The organism is Rhodococcus sp. Leaf233, from assembly GCF_001426165.1.
Taxonomy (GTDB): Bacteria; Actinomycetota; Actinomycetes; order Mycobacteriales; family Mycobacteriaceae; genus Rhodococcoides; species Rhodococcoides fascians.
In genome coordinates, this window is record NZ_LMRO01000001.1 from 1,016,505 (window position 1) to 1,033,553 (window position 17,049).

The following is a 17,049-nucleotide window of genomic DNA, read 5'->3' on the forward strand; positions in this document are numbered from 1 at the left end:
CGAGGCGGTTGTCCGAGAGCCGAACAATGGGTGTGACGGTGCCGGAGCGGAGCCTGCAGAAGCGACCGGAAAAGTCCGTTTCGGGGCACAATGGAGTCATGACCAATCCCCTCTCACAGCCGGGCCGCCCAGGGCAAGGACTGCCGACGCCGCCGTCCGGTTGGCCCATCGGTTCCTACCCCACCTACGCCGAGGCGCAGCGCGCCGTCGACTTCCTCTCCGACGAGGAATTCTCGGTACAGGACGTCACCATCGTCGGCGTCGATCTGATGCAGGTCGAACGCGTCCTCGGCCGCCTCACCTGGCCCAAAGTTATTGGTGGAGGCATTGTTTCGGGAGCGTGGCTCGGGGTTTTCCTCGGCCTGGTCCTCGGCATCTTCAGCGAGAACATCTTCGGAGCTCTGCTCATCGGCGTCGGCGGCGGCATCATCTTCGGTTTGATCTCGGCGTCCATTCCGTACGCGGCCACCAAGGGGCAGCGCGATTTCGCGTCGAGCATGCAGTTGGTCGCCGGACGTTACGACGTCATCTGCGAGCCTCGGACGGCGGAGAAAGCACGAGACCTGCTCGCCAAACTGTCGATTTGATCACACCGGTTGGACGACCAGGCAACCGACAGGTAACGGAATAGCCCCAAATCGCCCTCGAGGCCAGTGAGTTCGGTTACGTTTCTCTCGTGCACGGCAGTGCCGACACAAGGGCTGCGCGAGTAACCGAACGTACGGAGGCGGGACAGTGCCGAGACATCGTGGTCGTAGGCGTGGGAAAGCAACGAGGATAGGGGTGTTGGTGGCAGCGGCTCTGGTGACGAGTCCGTTGCTCGCAGCGTGTGGTTCGTCGGACAGTTCGGTTCCGGTTCTGAGCTTCTACACTGCCGCAGACGGCGCAGAGCAGTACGCCGCTGCGGCACAGGTGTGTTCGGACGCCTCCAACGGCCGGTACCGGGTGGAGCAGCGGACGCTGCCCAAGAGTGCCAACGATCAGCGCCTGCAGCTCGCGAGGCGTCTCGCCGGAAACGACAAGACGTTGGATCTGATGACGCTCGACGTGGTCTGGACCGCCGAATTCGCCGAGGCCGGATGGGCATTGCCCGTCCCGGACGACCTCTCGGCGAAGCTGCGCGACGGGTCGACCCTGGAAGGTCCGCTCGCCACTGCGGAATGGCAGGACCAGCTCTACGCCGTTCCGCTCAACTCCAACACCCAGTTGCTCTGGTACCGGCCCGACGAGGTGCCGGGCGGCACCCCGCCGCAGACGTGGGATCAGCTGATCGACGTGGCCGAGGCCAACGCGGCCGCCGGTAAGCCCGCTCAGATCGGTGTGCAGGCCAAGCAGTACGAGGGCTTCATGGTCTGGTTCAATTCGCTGCTCGAGAGCGCGGGTGGGTCGGTGGTCGCCGAAGACGGAACGACGGTGACCCTCAACGACACTCCCGAGCACCGCGCCGCCACCGAGAAGGCCCTCGAGATCATCAAGCGGGTGGCCACGGCCGACGGCCGCGATCCTTCGGTCTCGCAGAGCGACGAGGCGACAGCGCGACTCGGCATGGAGTCGGGACGGATGGCCTTCCAGGTCAACTACCCGTTCGTGCTTCCCGGCCTGAAGGAGAACGCCGTCGCCGGGGCAGTGTCGTTCCTCGATCTGGCGAATGTGCCTGCCGATCAGCAGGATGCACGCATCGCCGAGGTCTTCCGCAGTGCTCCGTACCCCGAGGTGAACGCGGGGGAGCCCGCCAAGGTCACCATCGGCGGCTTCAACATCGGCGTCGCGAAGACCACTCAGCACGAGGACCTCGCCTGGGAAGCCGTCGAGTGCCTCACCAACCAGGAGAATCAGCGCAACAACGCCGTCAACGGCGGCGTGCCCCCGGTGCTGAAGTCGCTGTACTCCGATCCGGAGTTCCAGGCCGTCTATCCCGCATGGGAAGGGGTGCTCGGTTCCATCGAGTCCGCGGCAGTGCGGCCCGTTTCGCCTGCCTACCAGAGCATTTCGATTCTGTTGACCGATGCCCTCAACCCGCCGCAGAACATCGATCCGGTTGCCGACGTGGACAAGCTCGCAGAACTGGTCAGCAAGGCCGTCAATTCCGAAGGGTTGATTCCATGAGCGATCCCACCCAATCGCAGCCGCAGCCCGCCGATCGGCAGGCGGCTCTGAAGAACATCTCCGACGGTAAGAAAGCCGAACGACGCCTGGGATTGCTCCTCGTCGCACCCGCGGCGATCCTGATGCTCGCGGTCACCGGCTACCCGATCGTCTACGCCTTCTGGCTCAGTCTGCAGAAGTACAACCTCGCGTTCCCCGAGGATCGCCAATTCGTCGGCATCTCCAACTACGTGACCGTGCTGTCCGACGGCTACTGGTGGACGGCATTCGGCGTCACCGCCGGCATCACGATCATCTCGGTGATCATCGAGTTCATCCTCGGTCTGGCAGTGGCTCTGGTCATGCACCGCACCATCTTCGGCCGCGGACTCGTCCGCACCGTGGTGCTCATTCCGTACGGCATCGTGACCGTCGCCGCCGCGTACAGCTGGTACTACGCCTGGACCCCGGGCACCGGTTATCTCGCCAACCTGTTGCCCGACGGCAGCGCGCCACTCACCGAGCAGTTCCCGTCGCTCGCGATCGTGGTTCTGGCCGAGGTGTGGAAGACGACCCCGTTCATGGCTCTGCTGCTGCTGGCAGGCCTGGCTCTGGTGCCCGACGATCTGCTCAAGGCCGCCGAGGTGGACGGAGCGGGTGGTTGGACGCGGCTGATGCGGATCACCATTCCGTTGATGAAGCCGGCAATTCTCGTCGCGGTGCTCTTCCGCACGCTCGACGCGTTCCGCATCTTCGACAACATCTACGTCCTCACCCGAGGGAGCAACGAGACAGGATCGGTGTCGATTCTCGGTTACAACAACCTGTTCGGCGCGTTCAACCTCGGACTCGGGTCGGCGATCAGCATCCTGATCTTCTTCTGCGTCGCGATCATCGCGTTCGTGTTCATCAAGTTGTTCGGTGCCTCGGCACCGGGATCCGACGACGGAGGCCGCAAGTAATGACCACTGTTACGCCTCGCAAGAAGGTCGGTTGGACGGTCGTCAACGTCCTCGTCCTCCTCTACGCGCTCGTTCCGTTGGCGTGGATCATCAGCCTGTCGTTCAAATCGACGGCCACGATCGCCGACGGAAAGTTCATCCCGCAGTCGTTCACTCTGGAGAACTACAAGGGCATCTTCTCCACCAACCAGTTCACCTCGGCGCTGGTGAACTCCATCGGAATCGGGTTGATCACCACTGTGATCGCCGTCGTGATCGGCACCATGGCCGCGTATGCCGTTGCCCGGCTGGACTTTCCGGGCAAGAAGCTCCTGGTCGGTGCGGCTCTGCTGATCGCGATGTTCCCCCAGATCTCGTTGGTGACACCGCTGTTCGACATCTCGCGCTCGCTCGGGCTGTTCGACACCTGGCCGGGTCTGATTATCCCGTACATCACCTTCGCGTTGCCATTGGCGATCTACACCCTCTCCGCGTTCTTCCGCGAGATCCCGTGGGAGCTGGAGAAGGCAGCGAAGATGGACGGAGCGACGCCCGCACAGGCTTTCCGCAAGGTCATCGCCCCGCTGGCAGCACCCGGCATCGTCACCGCGTCGATCCTGGTGTTCATCTTCGCCTGGAACGACCTCCTGCTCGCCATCTCGCTGACGGCGACGGAACGTTCGGTCACCGTCCCGGCGGCCATCTCGCAGTTCACCGGTAGCTCTCAGTTCGAGGAGCCCACGGGATCGATCGCGGCAGCCGCCGTCGTCATCACGATCCCGATCATCATTTTTGTGCTCTTCTTCCAACGACGTATCGTGGCGGGCTTGACGTCCGGCGCAGTGAAGGGATAACCGTCATGGCCGAAATCGTTCTCGACAAAGTCACCAAGCTCTACCCGGACGGCGCCGCTGCCGTCAGCGACGTCGACATCACCATCGCCGACGGCGAATTCATCATCCTCGTCGGACCGTCCGGCTGCGGAAAGTCCACCACGCTCAACATGATCGCCGGGCTGGAGGACATCTCGTCCGGTGAGCTGCGGATCGCGGGGGAGCGCGTCAACGAGAAGGCGCCGAAGGATCGCGACATCGCGATGGTGTTCCAGTCCTACGCGCTGTACCCGCACATGACGGTCCGGCAGAACATCGCCTTCCCGCTGACGCTCGCCAAGCTCTCCAAGACCGAGATCAACGACAAGGTCGAAGAGGCTGCCAAGATCCTAGATCTCAGTCAGCACCTCGACCGGAAGCCCGCCAACCTCTCCGGTGGTCAGCGACAGCGAGTTGCGATGGGACGCGCCATCGTTCGCACCCCCAAGGCCTTCCTGATGGACGAGCCGCTGTCCAACCTCGACGCCAAGCTGCGAGTCCAGACGCGCGCCGAGATCTCGCGGCTGCAGAAGCGTCTGGGCACCACCACCGTCTACGTCACGCACGATCAGACCGAGGCCATGACCCTCGGCGACCGCGTCGTGGTGTTGCGCGGCGGGCTGGTGCAGCAGATCGGTTCTCCGCAGGAGCTCTACGACAAGCCGCGAAACCTGTTCGTGGGCGGCTTCATAGGATCGCCCTCGATGAATTTCGTTCCGGGACAGCTCACCTCGAACGGAGTGTCCACGGCCCTCGGCGACATCGAGATCCCGCTCGAGCGAATGGACGCGATCAAGGCCAAGAACCCGGGCCGCGAGGTGGTCGTCGGTATCCGTCCCGAGCACTTCGAGGACGCGGCACTGATCGACGGCTACCAGAAGATGAGCGGTGCCACCTTCACCGCAACCGTCGACGTGCTCGAGTCCATGGGCAGCGACAAGTACGTCTACTTCACGCTGAAGGGTGCCAAGGTCGAGTCCAGCGAACTCCAGGAGCTGGCCGCCGATGCCGGTATCGCCGATCTCGGTGGCGCACAGGTGGTCGCGCGTCTGGCAGCCGAATCCAAGGCCGCCGAGGGTGGTCAGGTGGAACTGTGGTTCGACCCGGGCAAGATCTCGGTGTTCGACCAGGCGTCGGGTGCGAACCTGACGTTGTAGAGCGCTACGCCCATGTGAGCGGAACTTCGTAGCCCACTACGAAGTTCCACTCACATGCCGCAGGCTCTACAGTGGCACGTTCGACGTGGTGTTCGGTTCGGACTCGGCAACCCGCACCGATTGCCGCGCTGCCGGGGTGCTTCTGATGGCCAGGGCTGCCGCAGCGACGACGGCGCAGGCCACGGCACCGGCGACGAAGGCTGCGGTGTACGCGCTCTCGCGGGCCACGTTTGTGCCGTCGATGGTGAACATCGCCAGCACGGTGGACAGCGACGCACTCGCGATCGACGTGCCGACGGTGCGCACGATCGAGTTGACGCTGTTGGCCACGCCGGTGTCCGCCGCGCTGACCTCGGCCATGAGCAGGTTGGGCAGGGCCGCGAACGCGAGGCTGACGAACGTGTTGATGACGATGCCCGCGGTGATGAGCTGCCACGTGTGATCGTGGGCCACCGCGACGAACGCAAATCCGAGAACGCCGATCACCGCGCCGCCGACGAGAACTCGGCGCGGCCCGAACGATCTGATGAGGCGACCGCTGATCACCGCGGCCACCACTCCTACCGCTGCACCGGGTAGCAGGTACACGACACTGGCTTCCAGAACGTTGGCCGTGAATCCGTAGCCGGCGACGGCACGTGGGGTCTGCACGAAGTAGGAGCAGGCCAGGAAGTTGGCGAACATTCCGACGCCGACGAACAGGGTGGCGACGTTGGTGGCCAGCAGTGGCCCGTGAGTGAGCATGCGGGGTGCGACGAGCGGGGCATCGATGCGCTTCTCGAAGATCCACCAGACGGTTCCCAGCAGCACGCCCGCGACAGCGCATCCGATGGTGGCCACCGAACCCCAGCCCCACGTCCGGCCCTGGGTGAGGGCCAGGAACAGCAGCAGGAGTGTGCCCGCCAGAAGTACGGCACCCCACCAGTCGACCGACCCGCTGCCGCTGCGCGGTCGGGCCGGGACACCGAACCACGCGATGCCGAGTGCAACCACGACGATGGCGACGGTGAGCCAGAAGACGCGGTGGTAGTCGGCACCGTTGGCCGTGAGCAGCCCCGTCAGCACCAATCCGAATCCGCCGCCCACGCCGAGAGTGCCGGACAGGATCGACATCGAGCCGACGAGTGCGCGCGGTGGCATCTCGTCGCGCAACACCGCCAGGGCGATGGGGAACAGGGCGTACGAGACGCCCTGCAGAATGCGGCCGACCAGCAGCCAGGTCAGTGAATCGGTCAACGCTGCCAGCAGCGACCCGGCCAGCACGACGGTCAGGACGCCGATGAGCACGGGGCGTTTGCCGTGCAGGTCGGCGAGTCGGCCGATGACGGGGGTGGCGATGACCGCGGCCAACAGGTTCGCCGTCAGCACCCACCCGGCAGCGGTGGTGCTGACGCCCAGTTGGGTGCCGATGGTGCCCACGATGGGAACGACCATCGTCTGCAGGACGGCGAGGGTCATGACGATGAAACAGAGTCCTGGCAGCAGCGTGCGGCGGGTGGACATGGAAGAGCTACCTCGTTACCTATGACAACCGAAAATACGAACCGATCGAACTAAAATGTTGAACGCATCTAATTAATTATCGGGTACCGGTTTCCCCGGTGTGAGCCGAGGTGCCTCGGAGGAGCTACTGCGTCCGGTTGGGCTTCCCCAGGGCCTTCTGCCGGAGTTCACTGACGATCTCGTCGTTCCAGACGTGCTCGCGCACCAGCCGATAGCGCTCACGGCTCATCCACAGATAGGCCTCGGCATCGGTGCGGTCTTCGAGAATCTCGGCCGCCCGGACCATGCGGACCACCGGCAGGTACTCCTCACCGAACCAGCGTCGTGCGACCGTTCCGCGGTCGACGAACTCCCCGAGTTCCTGCATCAGCCGAAATCCCCAGGCCTCCACCGACTCGCTCAGTTGCGCGTAATCGAACGGGTCGGTGACCTGTACCGCCTCGCGTGCGCGTCCCACCAGGGGCACGCGACTCAGGAAGATGCGGCGATGATCCTTGATCAACAGATCGCCGCGCCGGGTGATGCCCTCGGGGGAGATACGCGTGATGATCTCGGTGACGACGGCGTCGATCGTCGTGCGATGCATCGCGAACGCAATCGACACCCGGTGGTGCCCGTCGACGACGAAGTGCATGCCGCCGATGCGGTACACCTGGATCGGCGGCATCGCTTCACCGCGGCGCTGCGCCGCCGCCAACCGCTGCCAGCGTTCCCTGATCCGCGCCGAGGTCGGCCTGAAGAACCTGTCGAAGTCCCGGGTGCGGTCGACACTTCCGACGATGGTCTCGACGCGAATGACCTGCAGACCCAGGTGCCGTTCACCGACCTTGCCGAGGGCAGCGACCACCTCGTCGAACGGCAGGATGGTGTTGACGTCGTCGGGTTGACGCCGCAGCCACCCGACGAGTCTCGCCACGTCGGCGCGTCGACGCTGGCGGGTGAAGTCGTTCTCCGCGTCGGCGGCCGGAAATCCGGTGTCACGTGCCATGTCTGCGCCTCACGATCCTCGGTGCTTCGACGTGCTGTCGCTGCCCACCCGGTTCGACGTCGAGCAGGGTGTATCCGACGGTGTTGATCACCGCCGCCCCGTGCAGGGCCAGATCGTCCGGGGTGTGGCCGTGTGGATGAATGTGGCCGTGCAACAACAACTGTGGGGAGAGCCGACGCGTCACCTCGTCCAGGCAGTCGAAGCCGACGTGTGCCGGGTCGGTGTCGTCGCCGACTCCGAGGGGTGGGCTGTGAGTGAGCAGAATGTCCACCGGCCGTACGTCCTTGCGGACGTTGCGATTCCACGCGAATGTTCGAGTGAGGGTGCGTGAGCGTCTGCGCTGCTGACGTTGCGTCCATTGATTGGGTCCGCCGTTGTAGCGGATCGACCCGCCGAGACCGGCGATACGCAGACCGGCAGCGGACACGATCCGCCGGTCGACGTTGATCGCACCCACCGGCCCCGGCCAGGTGGCAGGCAGCCCGGCGCGCATCCAGCCGGCCTTCCCGGCCGAATAACCCGTCAGGTCCGCGTCGTGATTGCCGGGCACGAACACGCACGGAGCGTTCAACGCATCGGTCAGATACTCGAGGTAATCGAACGGAAGGTCGCCCGCGCCGAGAATCAGATCGACGCCAAGCGACTTCACCTGCGGACTCCACAGAGATTCGATCGTTTCGTCGGACACAGCGAGAACGGATACCACGGGTACGACGGTACCCACCTCGTCCGCGGTGGCACCTCCGAACGGACTTCTCGGGCACCGGTGGTGTTGGATGGGTCTCGTGAGCGAGAGTGTCATTACCGCGGTACGCGCACACCTGGTGACCGAGATCGGCGACGACAACCCGTCGTCCGCGTCCGTGACGTTCCTCGGCCTGGAGTCACTGGACGTGCTGCGATTCGGAGCGGACTCCGAGGTGGTGCGGTACGTCAGCCTCGGCTGCTCGCGTCATCCCATGGCAGACCCGAACGACATGGTCGCCGATCCGTCCCGTGGCCCTCGCGCCGAACTGGTACTGACCCTTCGCGGTGGCGCAGGCGTGGCGTCGGGCGTCCACAAGAGCTTGGCCGTGCTCGCGGCCTCGCCTGCGGTGGAGGGCGTCGTGCTGGTGGAGGACGCCCTGCTCGATCTCGGTGAGCCGCTGTGGACCAACGCGCCGTTCACGGCCGTGCTGCTCGGGCCGAGCGACATTGCGGACCTGCCGCTGCCGGAGCCTTTCGATCCGGTTCATTTCTTCGCCGCGGTGCCGTTGACCGGAACCGAGGCCGCCTGGGTGCGGTTACGCGGGGCGGATGCGTTGCGCGAGGCCTGGAAGGAAGCGGGGATCGACGTTCGAGACCCCAACCGGTCCGCAGCCAGCCTCTGATCGGGCTCCTGCGCACAGGGTGTCAACTTTCGGTTGCTACCCGTTTCTGTCGGAGTTCGTCCCTGGCGTGGGAATCTACAGCCAGTTGTTCTTGTGGAACGTTCGCCACAGACCGACGCACACGCAGGCGACGATCGCGACGATCGTGTGATACCCATAGGTCCAGTGCAGCTCGGGCATATTGTCGAAGTTCATGCCGTAGATGCCGGCCACCATGGTCGGCACCGCCGCGATCGCCACCCAGGACGAGATCTTGCGCATGTCGAGGTTCTGCTGCATCGTCACCCGAGCCAGGGCGGCGTCGACGAGCGAGCTGAGTACCTCGTCGTATTCGGAGATACGTTCGGCGACAGTGGTGTGATGGTCCTGCACGTCGCGCAGGTACCGCCGGACGGATTTCGGAACACTGGGCTCCTGGACCAGCCGTGCGAGAGGCGTCGACAGTGGGGTCACCGACCGGCGCAGTTCCACGACCTCCCGCTTGAGCAGATAGATGTTCTCGATCGGCACGTGATGATGCGGAGAGAACACCTCCTCCTCCATGCCGTCGACGTCCCTCTCGATCGAGTCGGTGACGGCCAGGTACTCGTCGACGACGTGGTCGGCAACCGCGTGCAGCACCGCCGACGGGCCGAGCGCGAGCTGCTCCGGATTGTCCTCGAGGCGCTGGCGCACGCCGGCCAATCCGGAGTGTTCGCCGTGTCGGACGGTGATGACGAAATCTCGACCGACCATCACCATGATCTCGCCGCTCTCGACGATCTCGTTCGCCGTCGTCACCGACTCGTGTTCGACGTACTTGACCGTGCGCAGGACGAGGAATGCGACGTCGTCGTATCGCTCGAGCTTGGGCCGCTGATGCGCGTGCACGGTGTCCTCGACCATCAACTCGTGCAGGTCGTAACACTGAGCGATCGCGTTCATCTGACGGTCGTCCGGCGCATGCAGGCCCACCCAGACGAACCCCTCGCCGCGGGCTCGTACTTCGGCGATCGCGGAAGTGTGAGTGAACCGGCCGGGTAGCCGTGAGCCGTCGACGTAGACAGCGCAGTCGACGATGGCGCGCGCCGTCGGCACCGGTATCCGTGGACTCGAATCGGGAACGGCCTTGTTTCCTCGTCGGTGCAGCGAGGGCAGTGAGGGACGCGGTGGAAGGGACGGCATGGCGGGCAATCGTACGCCAGGAAAACGACAGAACAGTGGGCCCGGAACATCACGGCGGTACGCCTGGGACACTGTTCTGGTGCTCATCGATCTCCACACCCACTCGACAGCGTCCGACGGTACCGACAGCCCGGCCGAGCTGGTTCGCGCTGCGTCGGCAGCGGGCCTGTCGGTGGTGGCGCTCACCGATCACGACACCACGGCCGGATGGGACGAGGCCGCTGCCGCATCGCCTGCCGGCCTGACGCTCGTGCGCGGCATGGAACTGTCGTGCACCGGTCGTGGGGAGGACGGCACGCCCGTCCCGGTGCACCTGCTGGCGTACCTGTTCGACCCCGAGAACGAGGCATTCGCCGCCGAGCGTGCACGACTGCGCGGTGAGCGGGTGACCCGGCTGCGGGCCATCGCCGAGAACATGGCCGCGGACGGCCTGCCCATCGATCCCGACGCGGTTCTCGCCTCGGCCGGGGAGGCCGCCGGTCGTCCCCATCTGGGCCAGGCTCTGATCGAGGCTGGCTACGTCTCGGACATGGACGCGGCGTTCGCCGGTCCGCTGGCAACGGGTGGCAAGTATTACGTGGGCAAGGTCGACACTCCACTCGACGTCGCCGTCGAGATGATCGCCGCCGCAGGCGGCGTCAGCGTGCTCGCGCATGCCCGGGCCCGCAAGCGCGGACGCATCCTGGATCTGGACCACATCCGAGAACTCACCCCGCTCGGGCTCGGCGGTGTGGAAGTCCACCACATGGACCACTCGCCGGAGGACACCGTGGTGATGGCCGAGTTGGCCGCGGAGTTGGACCTCATCGTCACCGGGTCCTCGGATTATCACGGCACCAACAAGACCGTGAAGCTGGGCGAGTACACCACCGACCCGGAGCAGTACGACCGACTGATCGCGGCGGCCCGGTCATGAACTTCGACGTGACGCTGTACCTGACGGTTCTGATCACGCTGTTCGTGATCATGGATCCACCGGGCGCGATTCCGGTGTTCTTGTCCCTGGTGGGACGCAAGAGCAAGGAAGTGCGCAACAAGGCCGCATGGCAGGCACCCGCGGTCTCGCTCACCGTCATCTCGGTGTTCGCGATCGGCGGCCAGGCCATTCTGAGCTACCTGCACATCGGCATTCCGGCACTGCAGGGCGCGGGTGGACTTCTGCTCCTGCTCATCGCGCTGTCGTTGCTCACCGGTAAGGGCGCGGGCGGCGACGCGGCGGCCGAGGACGTCAACGTCGCACTCGTGCCGCTGGGAACGCCGTTGATGGCGGGCCCCGGAGCCATCGCCGCGGTGATCGTCTACGTCAGTCAGGCCGACGGCAACGCGAGCTCGTTGCTCGCAATTGCCTTGGGCATCATCACGATTCACGTCCTGTTCTTCGTGATTCTACGATTCTCCACCGTCCTCATCCGGCTGCTCGGCGAAGGCGGCATTTCGCTGCTGGCGCGCATCGCAGGCCTGTTGCTCGCCGCCATCGCAGTGCAGTTGATCGCGGACTCCGTCCGCGGATTCGTGGCCGGAGCATGAGCGGGGCCGGAGCGGGCGCCGGACTGCGCTTCCTGCGCGGGCTGAGCGGCATCGTCACCGCCGGACTGCTGGTGCTGGCGATCGGCGTCGGCGTCACCCAATATCTCGGTCAGTCCCGCGGCTACCCGGGACCGGGCGCGCTGTCGGTCACCGTGCACATCGTTGCCGCTGTCGTCGCCATCGCAGCGCAGCGGATCGCCGATCACCGACGCGGATTCACCGCATTCCTCGGAGCGATCGTGGTCTTCGTGGTCACCGGTCTCGTCCTGTGGACCCAATGGTGGCAGTAGTTCACGCTGGTTTCTGACTCTGTGGTCAGGTCGGTGGGCGGTATGGCACACTTGGGCCGTTACAGCGATGCGGCTACAGCCCATCGTTGACTGTGCAGGCACACCCGCCGCACGTGCGAGACGCGCTTTTCGGCAGTCGGCAGCCAGTACTGGCGCCCTCCGGTAGTCCGCGACCCTTTCGAGCATCAATCACTTCGTAGACACGTGTTGCCTCGTCGAGGCCGACAGTGCGAGGAGCTTTCACCGTGACGGCAGTCGAAGACACCACAGGAACACCATCGGCAGTTGCGGCCGCGATCACCGACGACGAGATCTTCGCCGGGCATCTCGGCGGCAAGCTTTCGGTCCAGTTGGCCGCGCCGCTCGAGACCCAGCGCGATCTCTCGATCGCCTACACCCCGGGAGTGGCCCAGGTCAGCCGTGCCATCGCCGCCGACCCGGCGCTGGCCAAGCGCTACACCTGGACCGACCGACTGGTCGCCGTCATCTCCGACGGTTCCGCGGTGCTCGGCCTCGGCGACATCGGTCCTCGCGCGTCGTTGCCGGTGATGGAGGGCAAGGCAGCGCTGTTCAAGAAGTTCGCCGGCCTCGATTCCATCCCGATCGTGCTCGATACCCACGATGTCGACGAGATCGTCGAGACGATCGTGCGCATGCGACACAGTTTCGGAGCCGTCAACCTCGAAGACATCTCCGCCCCGCGGTGTTTCGAGGTGGAACGACGCGTCGTCGAGGCACTGGACTGCCCCGTGATGCACGACGACCAACACGGCACCGCCATCGTCGTCCTTGCGGCGCTGACGGGTGCCGCACGGGTACAGGGCCGGGAACTGGCCGGGCTTCGAGTGGTCGTCTCGGGTGCAGGCGCTGCAGGCGTTGCGTGCGCGAACATGTTGCTCGCCGCCGGCATCTCCGACGTCGTGGTCCTCGATTCCAAGGGCGTCGTCTCGGCGGACCGCGGTGACCTCGCCGGTGTCAAGGCCGACCTTGCCGCACGGACCAACCCTCGTGGACTGAGCGGGGGACCGGGCGATGCGCTGGCCGGAGCCGACGTGTTCCTGGGACTGTCCGCAGGCAAGGTGGACGAGAGCGTCATCGCCTCGATGGCCCCCGAGTCCATCGTGTTCGCGCTCTCGAACCCGGATCCGGAGATCCACCCGGAGGTGGCCAGGAAGTACGCGGCCATCGTCGCGACCGGACGCAGCGATTTCCCCAATCAGATCAACAACGTTCTGGCCTTCCCCGGTGTGTTCAAGGGCGCGCTCGACGCCGGTGCACGCCGTATCACCGAAGGCATGAAGCTCGCCGCTGCCGAGGCAATCCTCTCGGTTCTCGGCGACGAGTTGGCCGCGGACAGAATCGTCCCGAGCCCACTCGATCCTCGCGTCGCCCCGGCCGTTGCGGACGCAGTTGCGGCAGCAGCGCGAGCCGAGGGCGTCGCGTAGGAAAACAGAAAAAAGCACCCCGAACCCCGCCCTAACCGGGCCGGTGGTTCGGGGTGCTTTTAGTTTGCGTGAGTCGTCGTCAGACTTTTGCCAGTCCGGTCGGCATGCGCCGGAGGCGACCGGTTCCCGGCACCGACGTCCACACCGCAAGGGCGAGAAGGCCGTCGACGACGAGTGTGAGCAGCGCGACGAGGATCGCCCCGACAAGAACCCGGCCGTAGTCGTAGAGCGCGAGACCGTCGAAGATGTAGCGACCGAGCCCGCCCAGGTTGACGTAGGCCGCAACGGTCGCGGTGGCGATGATCTGCAGGGTGGTGTTCCGTAGTCCGCCGAGGATCAGTGGGAGTGCATTGGGGATCTCTACCCGCAGCAGCACCTGTGATTCGGTCATCCCCATTGCACGGGCGGCGTCGACCACGTGGGCGTCGACGTTGGCTATTCCCGAGTAGGTGCCCGCCAGCAGCGGCGGTATCCCGAGCAGGACCAGCGCGATGATCGGCGGGATCAGACCCAATCCGATCACCAGGACCAGGAACACCAACACACCCAGAGTCGGCAGTGAGCGCAGAGCGTTGACCAGTCCGACGACCACCGCTTCGCCGCGGCGCAGGTGACCGATGATCAGTCCGATGGGAATCGCGACAGCGGCCGAAAGCACAACGGCCAACAGCGAATACCACATGTGCTCGAGCAGTCGAGCGCCGATTCCCGTCGGCCCGGCCCAGTTGGCACCGTCGAGGATGTACGAGAACGCTTCGGAGAACAGATTCATGCGCGCGCCTTCCTCGTCGACGAGCTGCCCTGCCGGGTCCACGGCGTGAGTCGACGGCCCACCAGGTACAGGGCGGCGTCGAAGATCAACGCCAAGAACACGATCGAGATGATGCCGGCGAAGATCTGATCGGGATAGTCACGTTGGTAGCCCTGGGTGAACAGCTGGCCGAGACCACCGATACCGATCACCGAACCCACCGAGACCAACGAGATGTTGGTGACCGTGACAACTCGAATATTGGCGATGAGCACCGGCAAGGACAGGGGGAGCTCGACGGTCACCGCCCGTCGTAACGACGAAAAGCCCATGGCCTGAGCCGAATCGACGACGGCGAACGGAACCGAATCGAGTGCCTCCGGAACCGCGCGAACGAGCAGAGCCGTGGAGTACACCGTCAGTGCGATCACCACGTTCAGCGGATCGAGCACAGGCAGTCCCACGACCGCAGGAATGGTGACGAACAGTGCCAGTGACGGCAACGTGAACGCAATGCTGGCCACCGTCAACGTGATTCGGCGGACCCACCGCGTATTGCGAATCAGGGTGCCGACCGGAACGGCGATGAGCAGTCCGATGAGCAGGGGCACGAGCGACAGATACAGATGTGTCTTCGTGTACCCGAGTACAACGCCGAAGTTGTCGAACAGCCAGGTCACTGTGCGTCGTTCCCGGTCGCGCCGAAGTGGTGGCGATTGCGCTCCTCGTCCTCCGACTTGCGCTGTACGGCCAGGTTTTCGAGAATCTCCGCACCGTCGACGCTACCCACGGCGGCACCGGTCGAATCGACGGCGACGCCGATTCCCGACGGAGACGAGATCGCCGAGTCGAGCGCCTGCCGTAGATCGCCGCCCTCGAGGAACAGCGACCCACCGGCCGCGGTGCTCTCGTCCAGGCTGCCGCCGCCGCGTACCTTCTCGACGCCGGTGGCGTCGATCCAGCCGAGGGGACGACGCTGGGAGTCCACGACCAGAACCCACTGCCCCTGGTCGAGTCGCAGGGTGCTCATTTCGTCCTCGGTCGCGGTATGGATCGGATGCATCGTCACCGACTGCGCGGAGCGGAAAGACAGGCCTCGGTAGCCGCGGTCGCGGCCGACGAACGACGCCACGAACGACGTCGCCGGTGCCGCGAGCACGGTCTCGGGCTTGTCGTATTGCTGCAGACGACCCTGCGGTCCGAAGACTGCGATGTGGTCGCCCAGCCGCACGGCCTCGTCGATGTCGTGCGTGACGAACACGATCGTCTTCTTCAGATCGGCCTGCAGCCTGAGCATCTCGGTCTGCAGATCCTCACGCACCACCGGATCGACGGCGCTGAAGGGTTCGTCCATCAACAGAATCGGTGGGTCCGCGGCGAGCGCGCGGGCCACCCCGACGCGCTGTTGCTGCCCGCCGGACAGCTGCGCCGGGTAGCGGGACGCGAGAGCCGGATCCAGGCCCACTCGTTCCAGTACCTCGAGCGCCGCCTTGCGGGCCGCGCGCCGGGACTGACCGTTCAACACCGGAACCGTCGCAACATTGTCGACGACGGAACGGTGGGGCAGCAGCCCGGCACTCTGGATGACGTAGCCGATTCCTCGGCGCAGCTTCACCGCGTCGGTGTCGGCGATGCTGCGGCCGTCGACCGTGATGACACCCGAGGTGGGCGCGATCATCCGGTTGATCATGCGCATCGACGTCGTCTTGCCGCAGCCGGACGGCCCCACGAACACGGTGAACGAGTGTGGCTGGATCACTAGGTCCAACGAGTCGACTGCCGTGGTGCCGTCCGGGTACGTCTTGGTGATGTTCTCGAAGGTGATCATCAGCTGACCGGCTGGTCCAGACCCTTGTCCTTGACCCACGCCGTTGCCGCCGCAGCCGGTTCGACCTTCTGGTCGCCGGACACCGACGTGTTCAGTGCGATGAGCTCTTCGGTGGTGATCTGCGCCGAGACGGCGTCGAGAACCTGAGTGAGCTTGTCGGACTGCTTGGACGTCCGCAGCACCGGGATGACGTTCTGAGCGGCGAAATTGTTCTCCGGGTCTTCGAGAACCACGAGATCGTTCTGCGCGATGGCAGGCGAGGTGGTGAAGATGTCCGCCGCGACGACCTGGCCCGACACGAGTGCCTCGACCGTGGCTGGTCCGCCGCCGTCGGAGATGGGCACGTAGTTACCGGGGGAGATGTCCAGGCCGTACTTCGCTTTCAGGCCCGGCAGTCCGCCGACGCGCTCCTGGAATTCCGGCGTGCCCGCGAACGTCACCTCCGAAGAGAACGGTGCGAGATCGCCGACGGTCTTGAGATTGCGCTCGGTTGCGGTCGCGCGGGTGACGACGACGGCATCCTTGTCCTCGCCGGGTGCCTGGGCCGTCACCGAGAGGTCGTCGCCGAGTGCGGCGGGCAGTGCCGCCAGCACGTCCTCGGACGAGGTGGCCGTGGCAGATTCGTCCAAGTACTGGAGCAGGTTGCCCGTGTAGTCGGGAATCAGGTCGATCGAGCCGTCGCGGACGGCGGGAATGTACGCCTCGCGGCTACCGATGTTGAGCTTGGTGCTCACCTCGAAACCGTTGGCGCGCAATGCTTCTGCGTAGATGTTCGCGACGGTCTCGGACTCCGGGAAGTTGGCCGAGCCGACGATGATCGAGTTCGTGTCGTCGTTGCTCTCGCCGCCTCCGCTCGAGAGCGGATCCGAATTTCCGCCGCAGGCGGTCAGTGCGGTGACCGACAGGGCGAGCGCGGCAACGGCCGCCACTGCCTTCGGGGCGGAGAACGCGCGCGTGATTCGGGAGGTGGTCATGGTGTCCTTCCATCGGTTCGGGCACAGACGAAGCCCCAACTCCGACGGGTGCCGCCCGATCACCGGGGACACCGCCGAACCAGGACTCGGGCTGCTCGGGATGGTAGTCGACATCGCCGTGCCCATAAGGTTGGTTCGACTACCCTCTCGTTCG

The 17,049-nt window shown here is 65.3% G+C and carries 18 protein-coding genes; 10 read left to right on the forward strand and 8 right to left on the reverse strand.

Annotated features, from left to right (window positions below):
• The first annotated feature begins 98 nt into the window (after window positions 1-98).
• The 5 genes from ASH04_RS05015 to ASH04_RS05035 all read left to right on the forward strand — a co-directional run bounded on the left by ASH04_RS05015 (window position 99) and on the right by ASH04_RS05035 (window position 5,055).
• Entirely contained in the window at window positions 99-587 is a 489-nt protein-coding gene (locus ASH04_RS05015) for a general stress protein (RefSeq protein WP_027498040.1), read from the forward strand.
• A 196-nt stretch (window positions 588-783) separates the two neighbouring features.
• Complete coding sequence (locus ASH04_RS05020; RefSeq protein WP_057472856.1) at window positions 784-2,106, forward strand: ABC transporter substrate-binding protein; 1,323 nt, start codon at window positions 784-786, stop codon at window positions 2,104-2,106.
• Window positions 2,103-3,047, forward strand: a complete 945-nt coding sequence (locus ASH04_RS05025; RefSeq protein WP_032406323.1) for a carbohydrate ABC transporter permease — start codon at window positions 2,103-2,105, stop codon at window positions 3,045-3,047. The genes ASH04_RS05020 and ASH04_RS05025 overlap by 4 nt, the downstream gene beginning before the upstream one ends.
• Window positions 3,047-3,880: a carbohydrate ABC transporter permease gene (locus ASH04_RS05030; RefSeq protein ID WP_027498037.1), complete on the forward strand. Its 834-nt coding sequence runs from the start codon at window positions 3,047-3,049 to the stop codon at window positions 3,878-3,880. The genes ASH04_RS05025 and ASH04_RS05030 overlap by 1 nt, the downstream gene beginning before the upstream one ends.
• A 5-nt stretch (window positions 3,881-3,885) precedes the next feature.
• Entirely contained in the window at window positions 3,886-5,055 is a 1,170-nt protein-coding gene (locus ASH04_RS05035; protein ID WP_032375493.1) for an ABC transporter ATP-binding protein, read from the forward strand.
• A 66-nt stretch (window positions 5,056-5,121) separates the two neighbouring features.
• On the opposite strand, the gene ASH04_RS05040 is transcribed toward ASH04_RS05035, so the two are convergent.
• From ASH04_RS05040 to ASH04_RS05050, 3 genes are all read right to left on the reverse strand, one after another.
• Window positions 5,122-6,558 (reverse strand): MFS transporter, encoded by a 1,437-nt coding sequence (locus ASH04_RS05040; protein WP_057472857.1) that lies wholly within the window; start codon window positions 6,556-6,558, stop codon window positions 5,122-5,124.
• A gap of 124 nt (window positions 6,559-6,682) precedes the next feature.
• On the reverse strand, window positions 6,683-7,546 hold the full coding sequence (locus tag ASH04_RS05045; protein WP_027498035.1) for a hypothetical protein: 864 nt from the start codon (window positions 7,544-7,546) through the stop codon (window positions 6,683-6,685).
• The gene (locus tag ASH04_RS05050) at window positions 7,536-8,252 is read right to left on the reverse strand and encodes a metallophosphoesterase family protein (RefSeq protein WP_027498034.1); all 717 of its coding nucleotides are present in this window, start codon (window positions 8,250-8,252) and stop codon (window positions 7,536-7,538) included. The genes ASH04_RS05045 and ASH04_RS05050 overlap by 11 nt, the downstream gene beginning before the upstream one ends.
• A gap of 70 nt (window positions 8,253-8,322) precedes the next feature.
• Between ASH04_RS05050 and ASH04_RS05055 the strand changes: the two genes are divergently transcribed.
• The gene (locus ASH04_RS05055; RefSeq protein WP_174557311.1) at window positions 8,323-8,916 is read left to right on the forward strand and encodes a suppressor of fused domain protein; all 594 of its coding nucleotides are present in this window, start codon (window positions 8,323-8,325) and stop codon (window positions 8,914-8,916) included.
• 75 nt (window positions 8,917-8,991) lie between these two features.
• On the opposite strand, the gene ASH04_RS05060 is transcribed toward ASH04_RS05055, so the two are convergent.
• Complete coding sequence (locus ASH04_RS05060) at window positions 8,992-10,080, reverse strand: magnesium and cobalt transport protein CorA (RefSeq protein ID WP_027498032.1); 1,089 nt, start codon at window positions 10,078-10,080, stop codon at window positions 8,992-8,994.
• A 79-nt stretch (window positions 10,081-10,159) separates the two neighbouring features.
• Between ASH04_RS05060 and ASH04_RS05065 the strand changes: the two genes are divergently transcribed.
• From ASH04_RS05065 to ASH04_RS05080, 4 genes are all read left to right on the forward strand, one after another.
• Window positions 10,160-10,996: a PHP domain-containing protein gene (locus ASH04_RS05065; RefSeq protein ID WP_027498031.1), complete on the forward strand. Its 837-nt coding sequence runs from the start codon at window positions 10,160-10,162 to the stop codon at window positions 10,994-10,996.
• On the forward strand, window positions 10,993-11,607 hold the full coding sequence (locus ASH04_RS05070; RefSeq protein WP_027498030.1) for a MarC family protein: 615 nt from the start codon (window positions 10,993-10,995) through the stop codon (window positions 11,605-11,607). The genes ASH04_RS05065 and ASH04_RS05070 overlap by 4 nt, the downstream gene beginning before the upstream one ends.
• A complete protein-coding gene (locus ASH04_RS05075) occupies window positions 11,604-11,897 on the forward strand; it encodes a hypothetical protein (protein WP_052053095.1) in 294 nt (97 codons plus the stop codon). The genes ASH04_RS05070 and ASH04_RS05075 overlap by 4 nt, the downstream gene beginning before the upstream one ends.
• A 245-nt stretch (window positions 11,898-12,142) precedes the next feature.
• Window positions 12,143-13,342: an NAD(P)-dependent malic enzyme gene (locus ASH04_RS05080; protein ID WP_032371946.1), complete on the forward strand. Its 1,200-nt coding sequence runs from the start codon at window positions 12,143-12,145 to the stop codon at window positions 13,340-13,342.
• Window positions 13,343-13,421: 79 nt separating this feature from the next.
• Here ASH04_RS05080 and ASH04_RS05085 read toward each other — a convergent pair whose 3' ends face one another.
• The 4 genes from ASH04_RS05085 to ASH04_RS05100 are packed head-to-tail and all read right to left on the reverse strand — an operon-like array spanning window position 13,422 to window position 16,895.
• Window positions 13,422-14,114: an ABC transporter permease gene (locus tag ASH04_RS05085; RefSeq protein ID WP_027498027.1), complete on the reverse strand. Its 693-nt coding sequence runs from the start codon at window positions 14,112-14,114 to the stop codon at window positions 13,422-13,424.
• Window positions 14,111-14,773, reverse strand: coding sequence for an ABC transporter permease (locus ASH04_RS05090; protein ID WP_032365390.1), 663 nt, complete (start codon window positions 14,771-14,773; stop codon window positions 14,111-14,113). Before ASH04_RS05090 ends, ASH04_RS05085 begins: the two co-directional genes overlap by 4 nt.
• Window positions 14,770-15,921 carry an ABC transporter ATP-binding protein gene (locus ASH04_RS05095; RefSeq protein ID WP_057472858.1) on the reverse strand — a complete coding sequence of 384 codons (1,152 nt, stop codon included), beginning with the start codon at window positions 15,919-15,921 and terminating at the stop codon, window positions 14,770-14,772. Before ASH04_RS05095 ends, ASH04_RS05090 begins: the two co-directional genes overlap by 4 nt.
• On the reverse strand, window positions 15,921-16,895 hold the full coding sequence (locus ASH04_RS05100) for an ABC transporter substrate-binding protein (protein ID WP_032365502.1): 975 nt from the start codon (window positions 16,893-16,895) through the stop codon (window positions 15,921-15,923). Before ASH04_RS05100 ends, ASH04_RS05095 begins: the two co-directional genes overlap by 1 nt.
• Window positions 16,896-17,049 lie beyond the last annotated feature (154 nt).